19 protein-coding genes and 1 pseudogene are annotated in these 18,653 nt (G+C 70.6%); 10 read left to right on the forward strand and 10 right to left on the reverse strand.

What is annotated here, in order from left to right; translation table 11 throughout:
• Positions 1-34: 34 nt before the first annotated feature.
• A pseudogene (locus OHT01_RS04335) lies at positions 35-385 on the forward strand (helix-turn-helix domain-containing protein); the annotation flags it as partial.
• Positions 386-601: 216 nt separating this feature from the next.
• Positions 602-1,024 (forward strand): hypothetical protein, encoded by a 423-nt coding sequence (locus OHT01_RS04340; protein ID WP_328551770.1) that lies wholly within the window; start codon positions 602-604, stop codon positions 1,022-1,024.
• Here the strand turns inward: OHT01_RS04340 and OHT01_RS04345 are convergent.
• The 3 genes from OHT01_RS04345 to OHT01_RS04355 form a co-directional block, all read right to left on the reverse strand.
• On the reverse strand, positions 1,003-1,782 hold the full coding sequence (locus OHT01_RS04345) for a helix-turn-helix domain-containing protein (protein ID WP_328551771.1): 780 nt from the start codon (positions 1,780-1,782) through the stop codon (positions 1,003-1,005). The two genes, OHT01_RS04340 and OHT01_RS04345, sit on opposite strands and share 22 nt — an antisense overlap.
• Before the next feature lie 546 nt (positions 1,783-2,328).
• The gene (locus tag OHT01_RS04350) at positions 2,329-2,997 is read right to left on the reverse strand and encodes a DUF4097 family beta strand repeat-containing protein (RefSeq protein WP_328551772.1); all 669 of its coding nucleotides are present in this window, start codon (positions 2,995-2,997) and stop codon (positions 2,329-2,331) included.
• A gap of 261 nt (positions 2,998-3,258) precedes the next feature.
• Complete coding sequence (locus OHT01_RS04355) at positions 3,259-3,738, reverse strand: hypothetical protein (protein WP_328551773.1); 480 nt, start codon at positions 3,736-3,738, stop codon at positions 3,259-3,261.
• Between the two features lie 216 nt (positions 3,739-3,954).
• On the opposite strand from OHT01_RS04355, the gene OHT01_RS04360 reads away from it, so the two are divergent.
• The gene (locus OHT01_RS04360; protein ID WP_328551774.1) at positions 3,955-6,621 is read left to right on the forward strand and encodes an alpha-L-rhamnosidase-related protein; all 2,667 of its coding nucleotides are present in this window, start codon (positions 3,955-3,957) and stop codon (positions 6,619-6,621) included.
• Positions 6,622-6,864: 243 nt separating this feature from the next.
• On the opposite strand, the gene OHT01_RS04365 is transcribed toward OHT01_RS04360, so the two are convergent.
• Positions 6,865-7,284 carry an ATP-binding protein gene (locus OHT01_RS04365; protein ID WP_328551775.1) on the reverse strand — a complete coding sequence of 140 codons (420 nt, stop codon included), beginning with the start codon at positions 7,282-7,284 and terminating at the stop codon, positions 6,865-6,867.
• Between the two features lie 355 nt (positions 7,285-7,639).
• Between OHT01_RS04365 and OHT01_RS04370 the strand changes: the two genes are divergently transcribed.
• A complete protein-coding gene (locus OHT01_RS04370; RefSeq protein ID WP_328551776.1) occupies positions 7,640-8,278 on the forward strand; it encodes a hypothetical protein in 639 nt (212 codons plus the stop codon).
• Between the two features lie 147 nt (positions 8,279-8,425).
• Here OHT01_RS04370 and OHT01_RS04375 read toward each other — a convergent pair whose 3' ends face one another.
• Positions 8,426-8,917: an FBP domain-containing protein gene (locus OHT01_RS04375; RefSeq protein WP_328551777.1), complete on the reverse strand. Its 492-nt coding sequence runs from the start codon at positions 8,915-8,917 to the stop codon at positions 8,426-8,428.
• A gap of 71 nt (positions 8,918-8,988) precedes the next feature.
• Here OHT01_RS04375 and OHT01_RS04380 point away from each other — a divergent pair, with 71 nt between their 5' ends.
• Complete coding sequence (locus OHT01_RS04380) at positions 8,989-9,558, forward strand: TetR/AcrR family transcriptional regulator (RefSeq protein WP_328551778.1); 570 nt, start codon at positions 8,989-8,991, stop codon at positions 9,556-9,558.
• A 240-nt stretch (positions 9,559-9,798) separates the two neighbouring features.
• Complete coding sequence (locus OHT01_RS04385) at positions 9,799-10,857, forward strand: PucR family transcriptional regulator (protein WP_328551779.1); 1,059 nt, start codon at positions 9,799-9,801, stop codon at positions 10,855-10,857.
• 1 nt (position 10,858) lies between these two features.
• Here OHT01_RS04385 and OHT01_RS04390 read toward each other — a convergent pair whose 3' ends face one another.
• On the reverse strand, positions 10,859-11,599 hold the full coding sequence (locus OHT01_RS04390; protein WP_328551780.1) for a flavodoxin family protein: 741 nt from the start codon (positions 11,597-11,599) through the stop codon (positions 10,859-10,861).
• A gap of 373 nt (positions 11,600-11,972) precedes the next feature.
• Here OHT01_RS04390 and OHT01_RS04395 point away from each other — a divergent pair, with 373 nt between their 5' ends.
• The 3 genes from OHT01_RS04395 (at position 11,973) to OHT01_RS04405 (ending at position 15,387) form a co-directional block, all read left to right on the forward strand.
• Positions 11,973-12,833: an oxidoreductase gene (locus OHT01_RS04395; RefSeq protein ID WP_328551781.1), complete on the forward strand. Its 861-nt coding sequence runs from the start codon at positions 11,973-11,975 to the stop codon at positions 12,831-12,833.
• A 254-nt stretch (positions 12,834-13,087) separates the two neighbouring features.
• Complete coding sequence (locus tag OHT01_RS04400; RefSeq protein ID WP_328551782.1) at positions 13,088-14,731, forward strand: protein kinase domain-containing protein; 1,644 nt, start codon at positions 13,088-13,090, stop codon at positions 14,729-14,731.
• Positions 14,716-15,387 (forward strand): hypothetical protein, encoded by a 672-nt coding sequence (locus OHT01_RS04405; RefSeq protein ID WP_328551783.1) that lies wholly within the window; start codon positions 14,716-14,718, stop codon positions 15,385-15,387. Before OHT01_RS04400 ends, OHT01_RS04405 begins: the two co-directional genes overlap by 16 nt.
• Before the next feature lie 102 nt (positions 15,388-15,489).
• Here OHT01_RS04405 and OHT01_RS04410 read toward each other — a convergent pair whose 3' ends face one another.
• From OHT01_RS04410 to OHT01_RS04425, 4 genes are all read right to left on the reverse strand, one after another.
• Entirely contained in the window at positions 15,490-15,861 is a 372-nt protein-coding gene (locus OHT01_RS04410) for an alpha-amylase (protein WP_328551784.1), read from the reverse strand.
• Positions 15,862-16,374: 513 nt separating this feature from the next.
• Positions 16,375-16,875, reverse strand: a complete 501-nt coding sequence (locus tag OHT01_RS04415) for a hypothetical protein (protein WP_328551785.1) — start codon at positions 16,873-16,875, stop codon at positions 16,375-16,377.
• A 395-nt stretch (positions 16,876-17,270) separates the two neighbouring features.
• The gene (locus OHT01_RS04420) at positions 17,271-17,528 is read right to left on the reverse strand and encodes a hypothetical protein (RefSeq protein ID WP_328551786.1); all 258 of its coding nucleotides are present in this window, start codon (positions 17,526-17,528) and stop codon (positions 17,271-17,273) included.
• On the reverse strand, positions 17,515-17,838 hold the full coding sequence (locus OHT01_RS04425) for a DUF6400 family protein (protein ID WP_328551787.1): 324 nt from the start codon (positions 17,836-17,838) through the stop codon (positions 17,515-17,517). The genes OHT01_RS04420 and OHT01_RS04425 overlap by 14 nt, the downstream gene beginning before the upstream one ends.
• A gap of 235 nt (positions 17,839-18,073) precedes the next feature.
• On the opposite strand from OHT01_RS04425, the gene OHT01_RS04430 reads away from it, so the two are divergent.
• The gene (locus OHT01_RS04430) at positions 18,074-18,574 is read left to right on the forward strand and encodes a lamin tail domain-containing protein (protein ID WP_328551788.1); all 501 of its coding nucleotides are present in this window, start codon (positions 18,074-18,076) and stop codon (positions 18,572-18,574) included.
• Positions 18,575-18,653: the final 79 nt, after the last annotated feature.

The following is an 18,653-nucleotide window of genomic DNA, read 5'->3' on the forward strand; positions in this document are numbered from 1 at the left end:
TCAGCTGCCTCTTCCCAGTTGAAACGATCACCTTGTGGCTGGTGTGTCCACGGCGTCGGTGCCGTCCTGGATAGAACCCTTCACCGGGCTGACCCCGCGCTGTTTCGGCAAGCTGGTAGCCGAGGTACGACGCGAACGGGGCGCAGATCAACAGCGTGTTCGCCCTTGGAGTCTGGCCCTGGAGGACCGCGTCCTGCTGGTCACGGCATATTGGCGCACGAACTTGACGATGTGACAGTTCGCTCCGCTGTTCGGGGTCACCAAGTCGGCCGCAGACCGGATCATCGACCACCTCGGTCCGCTGCCGGCGCTCAGGCAGCGGAAGCGGTTCCGCAAGAACACCGTGCTCATCGTCGAGGGCACCTTGGTGCCCACCCGCGATCACCGGCGACCTATTAGAACCTCAACCTAGCCGGATAGGCGAACCACTCGGAGCAGCCGACCTTGCCCGTCCCAACTCCAAGATCGTTACGGGACAGCCCTTACGCATGACCGCTGTCGTCTCTGACTTGAAAGGCCCATTCCCTACAGGGAATTGCCGGTCTCCCCTACGCCCCGCAGGATCTGGTCCGAAAGGACCTGCCCGGGCAAGGAGACGAAGATGATCGAGATCGACCCGCAGCAGCTGGCCGACCACTACATGGACCAATGGAACGTGCCCGACGCCGCAGAGCGCCGCGCGGCCATCGAGCAACTCTGGGCCGAGGACGGCACCCACATCCTTCACCCGCCCGCGGAGATACGGGAGACCGCCGCGGAACTCGGCTTCGACCATCCGACTCTGGAGGCTCGGGGATACGACGCCATCGAGACCCGAGTGGCGCGAAGCTACGAGCGGTTCGTCGAGAAACAGGGATTCGTCTTCCGGGCGCGCCCCGGTGCGGTACGTCTCCATGACGTGGTCAGGATCGGCTGGGAGGCGGTGTCCACCGCAACCGGCGACGTGGTGGGTGGTGGTTCGGATCTGCTCGTACTCGACGACAACGGCCGCATCAAGACCGATTACATGTTCCCGGGTTCCTGACCGGCGGCAGTGCGAGCCATTGCCCCGGCGGCTGCGGAGAGAGCCTCGGCCGTCGCCGGGTCGGCCGGCAGGAACGCCTCCAGCTTCAGCTCGGCAAGTGTCACGTCAACGGCGGTGGCGAAGGTCGTCACGGTCGTCATCAGGCGCAACTCACCGTACGAGGACCGCAGGCGGAGCGGCACCGCGAAACCGAGTTGCCCGGCGGACGGCTCCAGCTCGGGAACGTACCCGGTGAGCTCGGCGCGCAACTCCTCCAGATGGCCAAGGCGCGCCAAGATGTGGCGCGCCCACTCGGCGAGGTTGAGGATACGGGGAGCCAGGCCGTCGGGATGCAGTGCCAGGCGGTAGACATTCGTGCCCGGACCCACCAGCTCGGCAGCGGCGCCCTCGGTGATCAGGTCGAATGCGGTGTTCGCGGCGATCAGGTCACCGCCCCGGTCCACCACCAGCGCCGGATACGGCAGATGCCCGCGGAGGATATGGTCGATCGCGGTGCGCACGGGGGCCAGCACCGGATCGTCCAGTGAGCTCTCCGAGTAGGCGGGCGCGTATCCGGCGGCCAGCAGCAACTCGTTGCGCTCCCGCAGCGGCAGCTCCAGCGACTCGGCCAGGCGCACGACCATGTTCCGGCCCGGGACAGACCTGCCAGATTCAATGAAGCTGAGGTGGCGCTGGGTGGTGCCCGCTCGCAGCGCCAGGTCGAGCTGGCTGACATGACGGCGGGTACGGCGTTCACGAAGCGTACGAGGAAAGTCCACGGGCCTGTTGTAACGGCGGCGGAGGGTCCCAGGCCATTCCCCGCAGGGAATTGTCGCCACTCGCACCGGTCGTGACCATTGCCGACATGGACATCGGTGTACTCCTTCCGACCGGAACCGCCCAGTGGGGCGCTGCCGACGACCCCCGCGAGCTGATTGCCTTCGGCCAGCCGTGTTCACGATCGAGGCCAGCCGGAGAAAGCAGCACCGAGACGCGCGCCCGACGTCCAGCTACTTCTGCGGGGCGCGGGTGCGGACGGACCCCACCAGGAGAGCACGTCACGCTCGAAAGCTCAGACCCTCGACCGAGGATGATAAGGAACAGGCTTAGCGGCGGATTTCGAACCCTCCGGCGCCGACCGCGGCCGGGCCACACCCTGCCGACGTCCAGGCGTCGTGCGGCCGGCACACAACGCTCGGCCAACCCCCCACTCCGGCAACGGAGTTCGGCGTCCGCCGGGCCGCCGCCCGGCACCGCGGTCTTCGGTCCCATCGAGCGCGGCTGCGCCCGACGCGGACCGCGCGCAAGGGCGGCGTACTCCCGCTTCAGAGGCTGCGGGCGGTGATGGTGCCGTGGGTGGTGGTCGCCCGGAGGGCCAGGGCGGGGGTGGTGTCGGAGTTCTTGAGGGTGTTGTCGATCCGGCCGTAGGTGGTGCCGGCGTCGAGGGTGGCGGAGACTCCGGCGGCCGCGCCGATGTTGATGTCGCCCTTCTGGGTGCTCAGGGTGAGCGTGCCGCGGACGGCTTCGGTGATGGTCAGGTCGCCTCGCTGGGTGCTGATCTCGCCGGGGCCGGTCAGGCGGCCGATGGTGATGTCGGCGTCGAGGCCGGTCAGGTGCACGGTGTCGGCCTCGTCGAGCTTGACCTGGCCGTGGGCGCCGTCGAAGGTGAGGTCGCCGAGGCGTCCGACGCCGCGGAGTCCGGCGGCGGCGGCCGTGGCCTGGACGCGGGAGCCGGCGGGGAGCTGGACGGTGACCTCGATGGAGCCGGAGGGGCCGAGGAGCCGGTTCCTGGCCTGGGGGGTGCGGACGCGCAGGACGCCGTCCTGGTAGGTGACCTCGGTCTGTTCGGCCGTCTTGATGTCGCGGCTCCTGGTGGCGTCGGCGGGCAGGATCTCGACGGTGGTGTCGGCGCGGTCGGCGGCGATGAGCCGGATGTGTCCGGCGGTGATGTCGAGGACGGCCAGGACGGCGGCGGGGGTGTCGAACTTCTGCATGGTGCTCTCCTTCGTCTGTCGCGTCCGCGGTGGGTCCGTCTCCGCGGTTCGCGTTTTCCGATGAAGGAAACGCTACGTTGCATTCGAGGTTCGGGCAATGCTGTTGTTGCGTCAGATCGCTTTAACCGCAGGTGATGGCCGTGAAATCGTTGCAATGATTTTGGGAGCGAATGCAACAGGCCGCGATGCGTTCGTTGCAATGAAATGCCGGTGAACGCTATACCGGTGAACGCCCCGCCGGGGACACCCGAACCACGCCCGTCACCGGAACAGGACGAGAAGCGCGGCGAGCAGCAGCGCGCCCGCGACGGACAGCCCGAGGGGCCGGTAGAGGCGCCACGGCGTCAGCGCCAGGCCGCCCGCCCACACCGCCGCCACCACCGTCGCCGACCACGAGCCGACCACCTCCCGCGCAGCGAGAACCGGGAAGGGGGCCAGCAGGATCGTCGGCGGGACGACCACCCGCCGCGGGCGGATGCCCAGCAGCCGGTACACCAGGATCAGCGCGACGAGCGCGATGACGAACGAGGCGGGAACCGAGATGAGCGGCCACGGCGTCATGCAGAATTCCTGCGCCTGGGCGCAGGTGCGGGCATCGTAGCGGTAGGCGCTGTCCACCAGCCAGAAGGACAAATACGTGAGGGCCGCGCCGGTCGCGGCGGCGCCCATGACACGCACGGCCAGGACCTGGCCGGAGGGTGCGACATGCTCGTCGCGCGACGATGTGGAAGCAGTGTTCATGACAGAATTCTTCCCCTCCTTGGCGGCTGTGGCCTGAGTACGGGTACTCAGGCCACAGCACTCCGAAGTGAAGTGGGCCGACGCCCCGCCCCTTCGAGCCGGAGATCATCGATTCACGCGGCCCGGCGCGATGTCTGTACGCGGCCCGGGTCCTGAGATAGCGTCACCTCGCCCACCGCGATTGAATCGTTTCAAACCGTTGAGGAACGAGGCGCCATGCCCTCTGACAGCACTTCCGGGAACGCTCCGCGCGAGAACGCCCCGCGGTCCGGTCTCCCCCGGCGTACGGTCATCGCCGCCGGGGCCGGCGCCCTGGCCCTGCCCGCCGTGGGTTTCCCGGCCGCGGGGACCGCGGCCGCCGCCGAGAGACCGGCCGGCGCGACGGCCCCCTCGGCCGGGCACGCGCCCCGCTCCGGAACGGGCTGGCAGGCCTACGTACAGGCGCCCGCCTCCCGCGCGGTGCGACCCGTGCGCGTCACCGCCTCCACCGGAGACGTCGACAGCCCCGAAGGCCTGCTGCGGCCCGGCGGCCCCCGGACCGTCCTGCGGCGGCCGCGCCCCGCACCGGCCCCGCGCTGGCCGGACGGCACCACGGCCGAGGCGTCGTCGGCGCACGCGGGGAACAACGGCAACGACGGACAACCACGCACCTACGACGCCCGGAACGCCATCGACGGCGATCCCGACACCTTCTGGAACGACGACACGCTGGGCGTGTTTCCCGACACCCTCACCATCACGCTGCCCGCCACACGCGAGATGTCGGGCATCACGCTGGTCTCCAACAGCGACGGCGTCCCCACCGACTTCGTGGTCGACGTGTGGCAGAACGGCGCGTGGCAGACAGCCGCCACCGTCTTGGACAACGATGTCATCCAGCGTGCCGTGGCGTTCGCGTCCAAGGTGTCCACCACCGGGGTCCGGATCACGGTGACACGCGTCCAGGACACCTCGCGAGGGGCGTTCACCCGGGTCAACGAGGTGTGGCCGGAGGCCGTCGCGCCGGTGGTGACACCGGCCGTCACGGTGGACTTCGGCAAGGTCGTCGTCGGACACCCGCGCGTCCGCTTCGCCTCCGCGTCGGACAACTCCCCCGGTGTGCGGCTCGCGTTCTCCGAGACCCTGCAGTTCCTCACCGACCGCTCCGACTTCACCCGCTCCGACCAGTCCGGCGGGGCGGGCCGGGGAACCGACCAGTTCGCCGTACCGACCGCGGGCGCGGACTGGACCGACCAGAAGGGCTATCAGGCGGGCGACAAGGTCTACGCGGACGGGCTGCACGGCTTCCGCTATCTCAGGATCACACTGGACGCACTGCCGGGCGACGCGCCTGCCGCCCAGCCGTGGGGAACGGTCGAGATCGACTCCGTCGGCCTCGACTTCAGCGCCTACCTGGGCACGCCCGGTACCTACCGGGGATGGTTCCTGTGCTCCGACGACGACCTCAATCGGTACTGGTACGGAGCCTCGTACACCAATGAGCTGGTCACGGACACCTTCCGTCAGGACGACGTCGACCCGCGCAACGCCTGGAGCCCTTCCCTCGAAGGCAAGTCGGTGCTGCACGACGGCGCGAAGCGCGACCGGGACCCGTACGTCGGTGACCTGGCGGTGTCGGCGCGCACCCTCTACCTGACCCATGACGACGCGGCCGCCGCCGCGCGCAACGTCCTGGCCGACCTGGCCGACCATCAGCGCGCCGACGGCTGGATCCCTCCCGCCTCCATCTCCGGTTACGCACTGCCCCTGTTCGACTATCCGCTGTGGTGGGTGACATGCAGTTGGGACTACGTGCTCTACACGGGGGACCGCTCCTACGCGAACCGCTACTACCCGAACCTGCTGAAGGTGCTCGACACCTGGTACCCGAGTGTCACCGACGACGCCGGTCTCCTGAGCAAGGGCCTGAACGGCACGGGCGGATACGGCGACTACGCCTTCCTGGACCGCACCGGACGCATCACCTACTACAACGCCAACTACGTCCAGGCCCTCAACGACGCCGCGCGGATGGCTGGTTGGCTGGGCCGGACCGCGGACGCGCAGCGCTGGAGCCGGCGGGCGTCGGCGGTCAAGGACGCCATCAACACGCATCTGTGGGACGACACCGCCGGCGCCTATCTCGACTCCGCGACGGGACCGGTCAGGCACGCGCAGGACGGCAACGCGATCGCCATCACCGCGGGTGTCGCCGGGAGCGACCGCGCCGCCTCGGCCCTCGCGCATCTGGACGCCACCACACAACGCCCCTACGGCAACGCGTTCATGGACAACGACACCCTCTTCGCAGATGCCTCACAGCGCGTGTACGCCTTCACCTCGTACCCCGAGATCGTGGCACGCTTCGAGGCCGGTCGCGCGGAGTCCGCCGTCGACCAGATCCGGCGCACCTACGGCTGGATGGACAGCCACGACCCCGGCATCACCAACTGGGAGGGCATCGGTCCCGGCGGATCGTTGTACGAGGGCGCCTACACCAGCATGGCGCACGGCTGGTCCACGGGTGTCCTCCCCGCGCTGAGCCATCAACTGCTGGGCGCTCAGCCGACATCCCCCGGATACGCCACCTGGGAGGTGCGGCCCAATCCCGGGGGCATCGCCTGGGCCCAAGGACAACTTCCCACCCCTCAGGGGCCTTTGGAGGTCAGTTGGGACAACGGTGAGAACACCTTCGTACTGACCGTTCATGTGCCCTCGGGAACCCGGGGCACTGTCGCGTTCCCGATGAGCGGTCATGATGTGACGGTCCGCAGGAACGGGCGCGTGCTCTGGGACGGTCGCCGGGTCCCGGCCGACCATGACGTTCGGGTCGTCGACGGCCGGATCACGGTGTCGGGCCTGCGCGCGGGCACCCACAGGTTCTCCGCCGTCCGCCACGGCTGAGGCGCGCCGCGGGTGGTGCGACCGGGCCACCCGCACCAGGAATCCGGAGCGGGGCCGACAGCGGGTCGGCCCCGCGGCCGACCCTCGGGTCGAACGCGCGCTCACCGGCGTTCATGGGTGTTCATGGAGGTTCATGGATGTTCATGGCCCAGTAGATCCTGCTCCGCCGGACTGGGCATCCCTCTGTGCCGGCGGCACGCGGGACATCGACGCACCCGCTCGGCCCATGAAGGACGGGGAACCTCAGTCACCGTCGTCGCGCTGTCCGGCGCCGACCGGGCGGAAGCACGCCGTGACCGTCTTCCCGTGCCGCTGGCACTTCATGCCCCACTCGTCGGCGAGCATCCGCACGATGCCGACCCCACGGCCGGACAACGCCCCGGGCTCCGGATCGCGTTGGGTCGGCAGCGTGGAGTCCTCGTCGTGGACACTCACGTGCAGGCAGTCGCCGTCCCAGGTGAGGACGAGATGCGCGTCGCTGCGGGCGTGGATGTGGGCGTTGGTGAGCAGTTCCGACACCGTCAGCACGACGGCGTCCACCGTCTCGGGTTCCTCGGCCGTCCACGCGAGGGACTCCAGGTGTCCGCGGGTCCAGCGCCGCCCGGCACCGACCCCTCCCGAGACCGGGAACGAGTGTGCCCAGCCCATCGCCCTGACCGCCATCGCCCGACCTCGCTCCCGTTGTTGTCGCCCGTTCCCGCCTCTGCCGCTCTCGTACTCGGCGGGTACCCGGAACGCGGCCCGGTACCCGGAAGCCGGTCACGCGGTGGGCGGCACCGCCGACTCGCCGGAACCCTGTGGAGGTCGATCGGCACCACAACAGGCGCTCCCCTTTGGGGCGAACCGGCACGCTAAGGGAACAACGTGCCAACGCTGTCCGTACTATCTGTAAGCCGGGGCATACGCATCAAGTGCGTCCGCCCAGCCATACAGCCCGGTCAACATGAACACGCCCTGCCCTCCGGCCCCATCGCGGCGTGTTCATGCGGCGACCGCGCGCCGAAGAGAGGTCTCCATCGTGCCCGACACCAAGACTCCCACCGAACTGACATCTCAGTACACCGCTCAGGTGGTCGGCGACCTGGAGCGCAACGCCAAGGAGCAGGAGCGCGTGGGCGCGGAGATCGACGCTCTGCAGGAGCAGTTGAACGCTCTGCGGCACGACCACGCGGTCCTCACCAACCTGCACCAGGCGCTGGGCGTCACGGGCGGGCTCGTCGAGGCCGGCCCCGAGCCGGTGGCGGCCTCCTCGGTGCCGCGCCAGAAGGCTCGCGGCAAGTCCGCCGACGGCAAGCGGTCACGGACCAGGAAGACCGCCGCCACCAAGGCCACCGCGGCGCGGACGGCGGACGCCGACAAGCCCACGGACAAGGCCGGTTCCGCCCAGCCCACCCTCATCGAGCTCATCCGCCGCTACCTCACGGAACAGAGCGAACCGCGCTCCGCCGCGGAGGTGTCCACGGCGCTCGTCCAAACCCACCCCGACCGCCGCATCCAGACGAACGTCGTACGGACCACTCTGGAGAACCTCGTGGCCAAGAGCCATGCCCATCGCGCCAAGCAGGGCAGCTCCGTGTTCTACACGGCCGTCGATGAGCAGGACCCCTCGGAGCCGGCGACGGACACGGAACAGCCGGCCGAGGCCAAGAGCAACTGACTGTTCGTCAATTGCATTTCACCGGAGCGGACTTGAGCGTCCACGCGATCCCGTCGACGGCGATGGCGGGCGCTCGCGTCGGCCGTCGGGGGGTCCGGCGCGGCTCCGCACCGGACGCTTCGATGCGCGGCGCGCCCGGAGGGCCGCTCAGGCCGTCACCTTGGCGATGAACGCCGCGAGGTTCGCCACGGTCCGCTGGATCTTCTCCTCCGGGGTCAGCGACTCATGGAGCCGCCCTCCGACGCCCGCGTCCTTCTTCCCCCGCACGTACAGAGAGCAGGCGAGGTCGCTGCACAGGTAGGCGCCGACCGAGTTCCCCTGTTGTCCGGCCTTCCCCGCCTTGGGCGCGACCATCAGGGAGACGCCGCCGGTGTGCATGGTCACGCACACCGAGCACATGCTGCGCCGCATGTGGCCCGAGGTCGCGCTGGGGCAGCGGAGCTGGAGGGCCTTGGGGCCGTCGTCCAGTTCCGCCACCAGGTACGCGCGCTCCGGCGCCTGGGGGTCGCGCCAGCCGAGGTAGTCGAGGTCGTCCCAGGGCCGGTCGGTCAGGTCACGCGGGACGGAGAGGCGCTTCGCCTCGCCCTTGGTGCAGTTCACGAAGGCGGCGCGGATCTCTTGCTCGGTCAACGGCTTCATATGGCTCACGGTAATTTGCCTAAAGGTATTAGGCAAATACATAATCGGTTACGCCTAGGGAGAGGAAGGACATGGTTCGCGCGGGACTGAACGCCGAGCGCCTGACGCGAGCGGGGGCCGAGCTGGCCGACGAGGTCGGCTTCGACCAGGTGACCGTGTCGGGGCTGGCCCGGCGGTTCGACGTCAAGGTCGCGAGTCTGTACTCGCACGTGAAGAGCTCCCACGACCTCAAGACCAGGATCGCCCTCCTCGCGCTCGACGAACTCGCCGACAGGGGGGCCGCCGCGCTGGCGGGGCGGGCCGGCAAGGACGCCCTGACCGCCTTCGCGAACGTCTACCGCGACTACGCCAGGGAGCACCCGGGCCGCTACGCGGCGGCACAACTGAGGCTCGACCCGGAGACGGCGGCGGCGAGCGCCGGGGTCAAGCACGCGCGGATGATGCGGGCGATCCTGCGCGGCTACGACCTGACGGAACCGGACCAGACCCATGCCGTGCGGATGCTGGGAAGTGTGTTCCACGGCTATGTCAGCCTGGAGACGGCCGGAGGGTTCAGCCACAGCACCCCCGACTCGCAGGAGAGCTGGTCGCGTGTCCTGGACGCCCTCGACGCCCTGCTGCGGAACTGGCCCGCTCCCTGAGAGCCGACGCGTCGAGCGACGGGATGCCGACCACCCGGGCGTCCCTTTCCGGTCCTGATACCGGACACCGGCCATTCTGCCGGTGTCCGGCACAGGACCGTCCGCCGTGCTCCCCTGCCCACATCGTGCATCGCCGTACGTGACAGCCGCATTGCCGGTTCCCGGCAGTGTTGCCTAGGCTCTGCGTGCCGGTCACCGTCAAGAAGTCGTCACCGGGCCGTCAGGAAACCGGGGGACGAATTGATGGAGCGACAGATACCCGAGCAGTATCTGGAGGGCTATGCCCGGATACTGGCCGAGGTCTCCGTCACCGGCCGCCGTCTCACCCGGGACGAGATCGAGTCCCGGCGAGTGCTGGGCGAGCGGGCCGCCATCGCCGGTCACGGCCTGCCCGCGCTCGTCAGTGCCCACCTCTCCGCCGCCCGCGCCGCCTGGCCCGCGGCGCCCGCCGCGGCCGACTGCACCCTCGCGGCGGTCCAACAGGTCATCGACGCCTTCGCCGAGGGCTACGAGCGGGCCCAACTCCTCGCGGTACGCAAGGAGGAGGCCGCGCGCCGCGAGTTCATCGACGACCTCCTCTACGGGCGCAGCGACCTGGGCCGCCTCGCCGAGCGTTCCGAACGCTTCGGCCTGCGCCTCTCGCACGCGCACGCCGTCGCCGTCGCCGAGGGCCCGTCGGCGTACGACGAGTCGGCGCCGGTCCCCCGACGGGTGGAGCAGGCCGTCATCGCCCGGTTCGGCGACCGCAGCATCCTGTTCACCACGAAGGGCGGGCGGATGCTGTGCGTCGCGCCCGGCGACCAGGAGGACGTCCTCACCCACTTCGCCCAGCAGGCGCACGCGGCGACCGGCGGCGGACGCGTCGCCATCGGCCGCCCCCAGCCCGGCCCCGGCGGGGTCGTCCAGTCCTACGAGGAGGCCCTGAACACCCTGGAACTCGCCGAGCGGCTCGGCCTGGACGCTCCCGTGCTGCGCGCCGCCGACCTGCTCGTCTACCCGGTTCTCACCCGGGACCGCCAGGCCATGGCCGAGCTGGTCCTCGCCACGCTCGGCCCGCTCACCGGCGCGCGCGGCGGCGCCCAACCGCTCCTGGACACCCTGACCGCGTACTTCGACACCGGCTGCGTGGCCGCCGCGGCGGCCCGCCGCCTCTCCTTGAGCGTGCGGGCCCTGACGTACCGCCTCGAACGCATCCACCAGTTCACCGGGGCCGACCCCAACGATCCCGCCAACCGCTACATGCTGCAGACCGCGGTCATCGGGGCCCGGCTGCTGGACTGGCCCGCGCGGAGTCTGTGACTCAGCGGTAGTCGGGGTTCGGGGCGTCCGGACGGCAGCCCGCGTCCCACTGCGAACGCTGGTTGCCGTGGGCCGGGATACCGCCGGACCGCTTCAGCAGGGCCGCCATGTGCATCAGGTTCCAGGTCATGAAGGTGGTGTTGCGGTTCGTGAAGTCGTTCTCGGGGCCGCCCGAACCGGGGTCGAGATACGACGGACCGGGTCCCGCGGGACCGATCCAGCCGGCGTCGGCCTGCGGCGGGATGGTGTATCCGAGGTGCTGGAGGCTGTAGAGGAGGTTCATCGCGCAGTGCTTCACACCGTCCTCGTTGCCGGTGATCAGACAACCGCCGACCCGCCCGTAATAGGCGTACTGGCCCGCGGAGTTGAGCAGTCCCGAGCCGCTGTAGAGCCGTTCGACGACCTGCTTGGTGACGGAGCTGTTGTCACCGAGCCAGATCGGGCCGGCGAGGACCAGGATGTCGGCGGCCATCACCCGCTCCTGGATGGCGGGCCAGTCGTCCGTGGCGAAGCCGTGCTCGGTCATGTCCGGGTAGACGCCCGGCGCGATGTCGTGGTCGACGGCGCGGACCTCCTCGACCGCGACTCCCTGGGCCTCCATGATCTCGCTGCTCTTGTCGACCAGCCCCTGGGTGTGGCTCTGCTGGGGGGCGGGCTTGAGGGTGCAGTTGATGAACAGGGCGCGCAGATCGTCGAAGCGGTAGGTGTTGTCGGCTTCGGGGCTCGACGGTGACGCTGTCACGGGGAACTCCTTCGTGCGGGGCTGCAACGGCGTGGGCCTGGATACGGAGGTGACCCGGCATCGGGTCCGGGTGGTTGTCCAGGAGCAGCGTCTCCCGTCGGCCCCGGCTTGTCCTCGAACGACGCACGGGCGCGCGTGACGAGTGGCGTGCGCCGGTGCGTCACGTGCCGCGCCGGCCGGACCGTACGCCGTCCGCCGTGTGACGTGCGCCCGGCCCAGTGCACCGCGCGCCCGGTGTCTCGGGCCGCGCGTGGGACGGGCGGAACACCGGTCGCGCGACGGTTCCGACGGCACGGCTCACGGCCCCTGCGCGTCCCCGGACGGTCCCCGGTCCGCGGTACCGGCTCTCCGCCGCGGGGCTAGGGTGGTGATCGTGACGACTGGACGATGGGCACTCGGCGGCGACTTGAGCGTCGCTCGAATCGGATACGGCACGATGAAGCTGACCGGCTGGCCGCGGGGCGACCGGCCGGACCGGGACACCGCACTGGGGATTCTGCGCCGCGCCGTGGAACTCGGGGTGAACCACATCGACACCTCGTACTACTACGAGCGTGACGGGGTGTCGGCGAACGAGCTGATCCGGGAGGCCCTGTACCCCTACCCGGACGATCTGGTGATCGTCACCAAGGTGGGCGCGCTGGTCGAGGGCTCCGACATCGCCCTGCCCGCGGCCGGGAAGACGGGCCTCACGGCCGACAATCTGCGCCGGGGTGTCGAGGCGAACCTCAGCTCGCTCGGCCTGGACCGGATGGACGTGGTGAACCTCCGGCTGGGTGATCTCGCCGAGACCGGGACACCGTCCCTGGCCGAACCCCTGGAAGCCCTGATGGCGCTGCGCGACGAGGGCCTGATCCGGCATCTGGGGATCTCCAACGTCACGGCCGACGAGTTCGCCGAGGCCCGCAGGATCGCGCCGATCGCGTGCGTCCAGAACCTCTACAACCTGTCCCAGCGCGATGACGATCCCCTCGTCGACGCCTGCACGGAAGCCGGCATCGCCTACGTCCCGTTCTTCCCGGTCGGCGGTTTCCAGCCGGTCACCGCCGAGCATCTGGAGTCGGTCGCCGCCCGCCACCGGGCGACGACACCCCAGGTCGCCCTGGCGTGGCTGCTGGCCCGGTCACCCGACATCCTCCTCATCCCCGGCACGGGTTCCCTGGCCCACTTGGAGGAGAACATCGCCGCCGGTGCGCTCGAACTGACCGCCGAGGACCTCGCCGAACTGGGGTAGCTCGGGCGGTTCGGGAGGGCCGGACCAGAGTCGGTGGACGAGGGTCCGTACGCCGATGGGGTCGACGGGTCCCGTTCTGAGCGAAGCGCCGGACCGGCCACGACGGGCGGGAAACAGGGGCCGGCGACGGCCCGTCGATTACGTCTTCGCAAGCCTGCAACCGAAGCGCCCCCGATCGTGTCTCACAGGACGCGACTGGAGCGCGTGGGGACCGGGATGCCTCACGTGCCCCACGTCATGGGGAGGCATGGGTCATGAGCACATGGGCGGTACCGGGCTACGCCGAGTCCCGCGAACTCGGTTCGGGGGCGAGCGGACGCGTCGCGCTGGCCGTTCACGAGGGGACCGGCCATCCGGTCGCGGTCAAGTACCTGAACGAGTCGCTGCGCACCCGTCCGGGTTTCGTGCAGGAGTTCCGGGCGGAGGCCCGGCTGCTCGGCGGACTGCGAAGCGACCACGTGGCAGGCCTCTACGAGTATGTGGAGGGGCCGGAGGGCGCGGCCATCGTGATGGAGCTGGTGGACGGTGTGTCCCTGCGGACACTGCTCGGCCGGCAGGCTCCCCTCGAACCGGAAGCCGCGCTCGTCCTCCTCAAGGGCTCGCTGCTCGGCCTCGCCGACGCCCACCGCATCGGCGTGGTCCACCGTGACTACAAGCCGGAGAACGTCCTCGTCCGCCCCGACGGCACGTCCAAGCTCGTGGACTTCGGGATCGCCACCGCCGACGGCACCACGGCGGGCATCGCGGGCACCCCGTCGTACATGGCCCCGGAGCAGTGGACCGGCGCCCCCGCCTCACCGGCCGCGGACGTGTACGCCGCGACCGCCACCTTCTTCGAGTGCCTGACCGGCCGCAAGCCCTACACGGGCGAGAACCTGGCCGAACTCGCCCTCCAGCACGTGGACGGCGCGATTCCCGCCGACGAGGTCCCCGAGCCGGTGCGCTCCCTGGTCCAGCGCGGCCTGGCCAAATCACCTGAACAACGGCCCGCCCAAGCCGAGGACTTCGTGGCGGAGCTGGAGGCCACGGCCGGCGGCGCGTACGGGCCGGACTGGGAGGAGCGCGGCCGCGGGCGGCTCGCGGCACTCGCCGCGCTGTCCCTTCTGCTGCTTCCCTCCGCCCCCTCCGTTCCGCGCCGTGCCACGGACACGGCGCGCACGATCCTCGGCGGGACACCCGACTGGCTCCGCGCCTGGCGTCCGAGCCTGCGGGCGCTGCTCGTGTCGGGGGCCGCGCTGGTCGCGGCCCTCCTCCTGACGTACGGCATCGACCGGCACGCTCCGGACTTCGGCACACCGCGCAAGGCCGCGCAGGCACTCGCCACCACCAGCGCGCAGCCGACCCTCCTCGGCGACCCCGCGACGACGGCCGGTCCCGGTTCGCCGACGCCGTCCTCCGCGTCCTCCACATCGGCCGCGCCCACGGTTTCCGGCTCGGCCTCGGACGCCACGACGCAGCCGACCTCGTCGGACTCCGCGACCACGGCCGCGTCCGGCACCGTCGCGCCCCCGACCACACCGGCCCCGACGTCGGCGGCGCCGACCACGGCGTCCGCGTCACCCAGCCCCACCGTCAACGTCAAGTCCGTCGCCTTCGACGGCTTCCGGCAGACGGGCAACACGACCGCGACGGCGACGGTCACCGTCACCACCGACGGAACCGGACCGGTCACCCTCACGGTCGCTTGGTTCACCGGCGAGGTCAGCGGCCAGGCCGGGGCCCAGGACGGCGCGGCGGACACGTACCAGCGCAGTGGATCGACCCAGTACACGATCGCCCTGGCCCACACGTTCCAGGGAATGGGCTGCTACTGGGGCGTCCAGGCCAGGACCCAGCCGGCCTCCGCCGACGGCGGCGCCTGGCAACAGCTACTGACGCGGCGGTGCCTGATCTCATGACCGACCACCCCGGCGCCGCGGGCGCCCCCTCACCCGACGACGAGTACAGCGCGACCGTGCTGGCCAGTCACTGGATCCAACGGCCGGACTCCCCCGACACGCTCGCCCTCACCGGGAGTTCGACGACGGTGGCGCTGTCGGTTCCGGCGATCGGGGAGACGCGGCCCGACCGGGTCGAGGGCACTCTGCTGCGCTTCGGCCCCGGCGTGAACGCCGACACCGTACGACGGGTCACCGAGGTTCCTCGGGCGGTCCCGGTACGCCGCCGGACCTGGCGCAGACACGCGCTGCCCGCCGTGGTCCTGCTGGCCGTCGTCGCCTTCCTCCTCTGGCACCGCTCCGCGCCCGCCATCGGCGTGGACGACGTCAAGGTCGCCAGTGCGTCGCCCTCCCCCGGATGCGACGAGACCGCCGATGTCACGGCCACGGTCACGACCAATGGCAGGCCCGGCACACTCGCCTACCGCTGGGTGCGCAGCGACGGCACCTTCTCGGCGGTCCTGCACGAGGACATGACGCGTCATCAGGAAGTGGCCCGGCTGCACCTGTTGTGGACGTTCCAGGGCAACGGCCGTTACGCGGCGCGCGCCGAACTGCACCTGCTCTCCCCGGTGCGCCGCACCGTCTCGACGGAGCTCGCGTATCACTGCCCTTGAGAAGACGGCAGGGCGCCGGCGTCAGCGGCCATGCCCGCGCGGACCGAGGACCCGGGCGAGGAGGGGAGTCCGTCGCCCGGGTCGGTATGTCGGGTGACGGACTCACACGCTCGCGGGTGTGCAGGTGCTGAGGCCCGTCACGTAGTTGAGCTGGGGGCCGTAGCCCGAGAAGGTGGCGATGGCCTGGGGAAGCAGGGTGCGGCAGGGGGCGCCCTGGCCGTCGGTGTATTCGACGGTGACGTCGACCGTGGTGTCGCAGTCGTTGACGACGGTCGTGTAGCGCCAGTCGCTGTAGTAGTGGACGCAGTCCGGAACGGTTGTCGCGTGGACGACGTCGTCGGCAGGAGTGTCCCGGCCGGCGTCCCGCGCGGCGGCGGGCGCGCCGGTCGCACCCAGCAGACCCAGGACTACGGCGGACAGACCCAGGACCGCCCTGAGCCGGTGCGGGGATGCGAGGCGACTGGCGGGGAACATGGTGGCGTCCTTCGTGTCGGCGAAGCAGCGGCCTCGGGGCCGCCGCGCGGTGCCACCTTGCAACGCCTGCAAGAATTGCGCAAAGCCATGCAACGGCTTTCAGTCGATGATGAACCCTCAACCGCACAGGTGCCGTTCAGGAAAATGCCCGGATCATGCCCGCCTCCGGGCCCTGCGCCCGCCTCCCGCACGAGAGCCCTTCAGGGGCAGGTCGCCGACCACGACGGCCGGACGCGTCGACGGCAGCGCTGAAGCGCGGGCCGGGTGCTGACCAGCGGAAGTCGTGGGCGAAGCCGGGCGCACAAGCGTTCCGGCGGGTCCCTCGGGCCGCCCGATGGCGTCCCGCGGCCGACCCGCCGGGTCCGTGGGACCAGGTCGTCGGGCCTCTCGGGCCGACCTGTCGGTCCGGCCCGTCAGGTCTGTCGGATCCGTCAGGTCCGCCGGGCCGGACCGGGGTCGGCCGGGTCCAGACCGGCTTGTTCCGCACGTCCGCCGAGCGGGGTGCGGACGTGGTCAGCCGCGCGATCTGCCCTGGTCGCGTCGGCCCTGCCGGGGCTGGGGGCGGCCACGGCCGGCGGCGCGGCGCCGTGACGGCGCAGGCGGCGCGTCCGCGCTGTTGAAGCCGGGCCCGGTCGGGGCACTGAATCCGCCGGGGATCGCGGGCGCGACGACCGGGGCACCGGCGGCGGCCTCCGGCGTGGTCGTCGCGGACGGTGTGGAGGGCGTACGGGTACGGGGCACGGCACGGCCCACGACGCGGGTGTGCGTCATCATCGGAGCGCAGGCGGCGCAGACCTCCATCAAGGTCCACACCTGGGCGATGGCCGGATCATGGCGCAGCACCAGCAGCACACTGCCCATGCAGTGCACCTGGCTGTCCTCGTGGGAAGCGCACTGCGCCTGCCGGCAGGCGCAGGCCGCGTCCGCGTGCACGGTGGCCGCGCGGGCATGCGCCCCGACGTGGGCCTCGGCGAAGCGGCGCAGCGCGGCGAGGTCGCGGGAGCGCGGGGGCATGGCGCAGGGAGAGGAGCACGATACCGACGCGGTGCGGTCGCTGTGGCCGGAGATGCGGACGGTCCACGTGCGTCCGGGACGTCGCGCGGCAGGTGATTCGGAGTGTGGGAGGTCCAAGACCGGCAGTCCTTCGGCAGTGGGATGTTCGCGCAGGTGCGCATAGTTTCTTTACCCGCGCGGGCCGGTCCGTCATCCACCGGTGGGCCGCGAGCGTTCTCGAATCTACGAGCGATGGCGTGCACGGGGCCCGGACTGCTGTCGTGCGGGGTTGCGATCTTCCCACAGCGGCGCATCGGACACGTTCGACCCGCCTGGGGCCCTGAGGATAACCCCGCCCCGCCCGGCCTGTCGTGGGGGGTGTCCGATCATCCGCGTTGACGGCACCTTCCCGCCGGTCAGCGGCGTGGGCGGCCGCCGGCGATGCGGTTCCACAGGGAGCGTGTGGCGCCGAATCCGGTCTCGTGGACCCAGACATGGGTGCACGACGGGCATTGCAGGTGGAGCAGGCTTCCGGTGGTGGAGAGCAGGTAGCGCCAGTGGTCGGAGCACGACCGCCGTTCCTCGCACGGGGCGCACCCGCGGCTGTCGGCGCAGTTCGGACACGTCACCCAGGCGCGGCGCCCGATGTCCGCCTGCGGATCAAGCGGCAGCACTGCCGTCTCCGCGCCGGGGAAGTACGCCGGACGCGACCAGGTCGTCGTAGACGCGCTGCTGCTTCTCGTCGAGACCGGAGTACAGAAGGGCGTACGCGGCCTCCTCGCCGCGCATCACCTCCATCGGGTCCCAGTCGGGGCCGAGGGCGGCCAGTACCTGGACCTGCCGCCGGACCTCCTGAGCGGTGAGGTCGACGGAGAACTCGACCAGAGCGGGGGCGTCCGGTCGCCCGGCAGCCGGGTGCGGCGGGGCGTCTGCGTCGCCGGAGCCGCCGGGGCCGTCGGGGAGCGGGGGATCGTATGGGGCCATGGGACAGAACTTAGGTATGCCTTCCTTGTCGGGACAAGGGGAGGTGGGCGAAGTCACAGCAGGTGAGCGGCCACGTCGACCGGGTTCCGCGACGGATCCGCGGGCCCGCCCCTGGGCCGCAAAGGACACTCGCGACTCCGGGGCGTTTACGTCTCCCTCACATTCTCGCCATGTGCTGATCACACCATCGGTATGCTCCTGGAGCTCCATTCGCACCACCGAGGGGGGATTCCTCATGCGCATGCGCAACACCCTGGCTGTCACCGCCGCCGCTGTCGGCACGCTCGCGGCCATCGCCGCGGCCCCGGCACAGGCCACCACCGAGTACTCGTCCGCGCTGAAGATCAAGGGCGTCCAGTACGACGCGCCCGGCCCGGACTCCAACAGCTGCTCCAGCGGCAACAGCAGGGACGAGTACCTGACGATCAAGAACTACTCGTCCACGGCGACCGTGAACCTGAAGGGCTACGTCGTCAAGGACGCCACCGGCAACAAGTTCACCTTCCCCGCGAACCACTACCTGGAGCCCGGGGACTACATCAAGCTCCGCGGCGGGCACGGCACCGACTCGGACGCCCGGAACGTGGTCTACCGCCAGAACTGCAACTTCATCTGGAACAACGACAAGGACAGCATCTACCTGTACAAGTCGTCCGGCGCCCGCGCCGACGTCCACTCGTACACCAAGTCGGCCAACGACCGTGACGGCAACGGGTACATCACCTATCACGGCTGAGCCGGACGCCGGAGCCCGATGACCGGGCTCCGGCCGGCTGCCGGGCTCGGTCCGCCCGGATCGACGCCCGGCTGCGGGT

Source organism: Streptomyces sp. NBC_00358 (assembly GCF_036099295.1).
GTDB lineage: Bacteria > Actinomycetota > Actinomycetes > Streptomycetales > Streptomycetaceae > Streptomyces.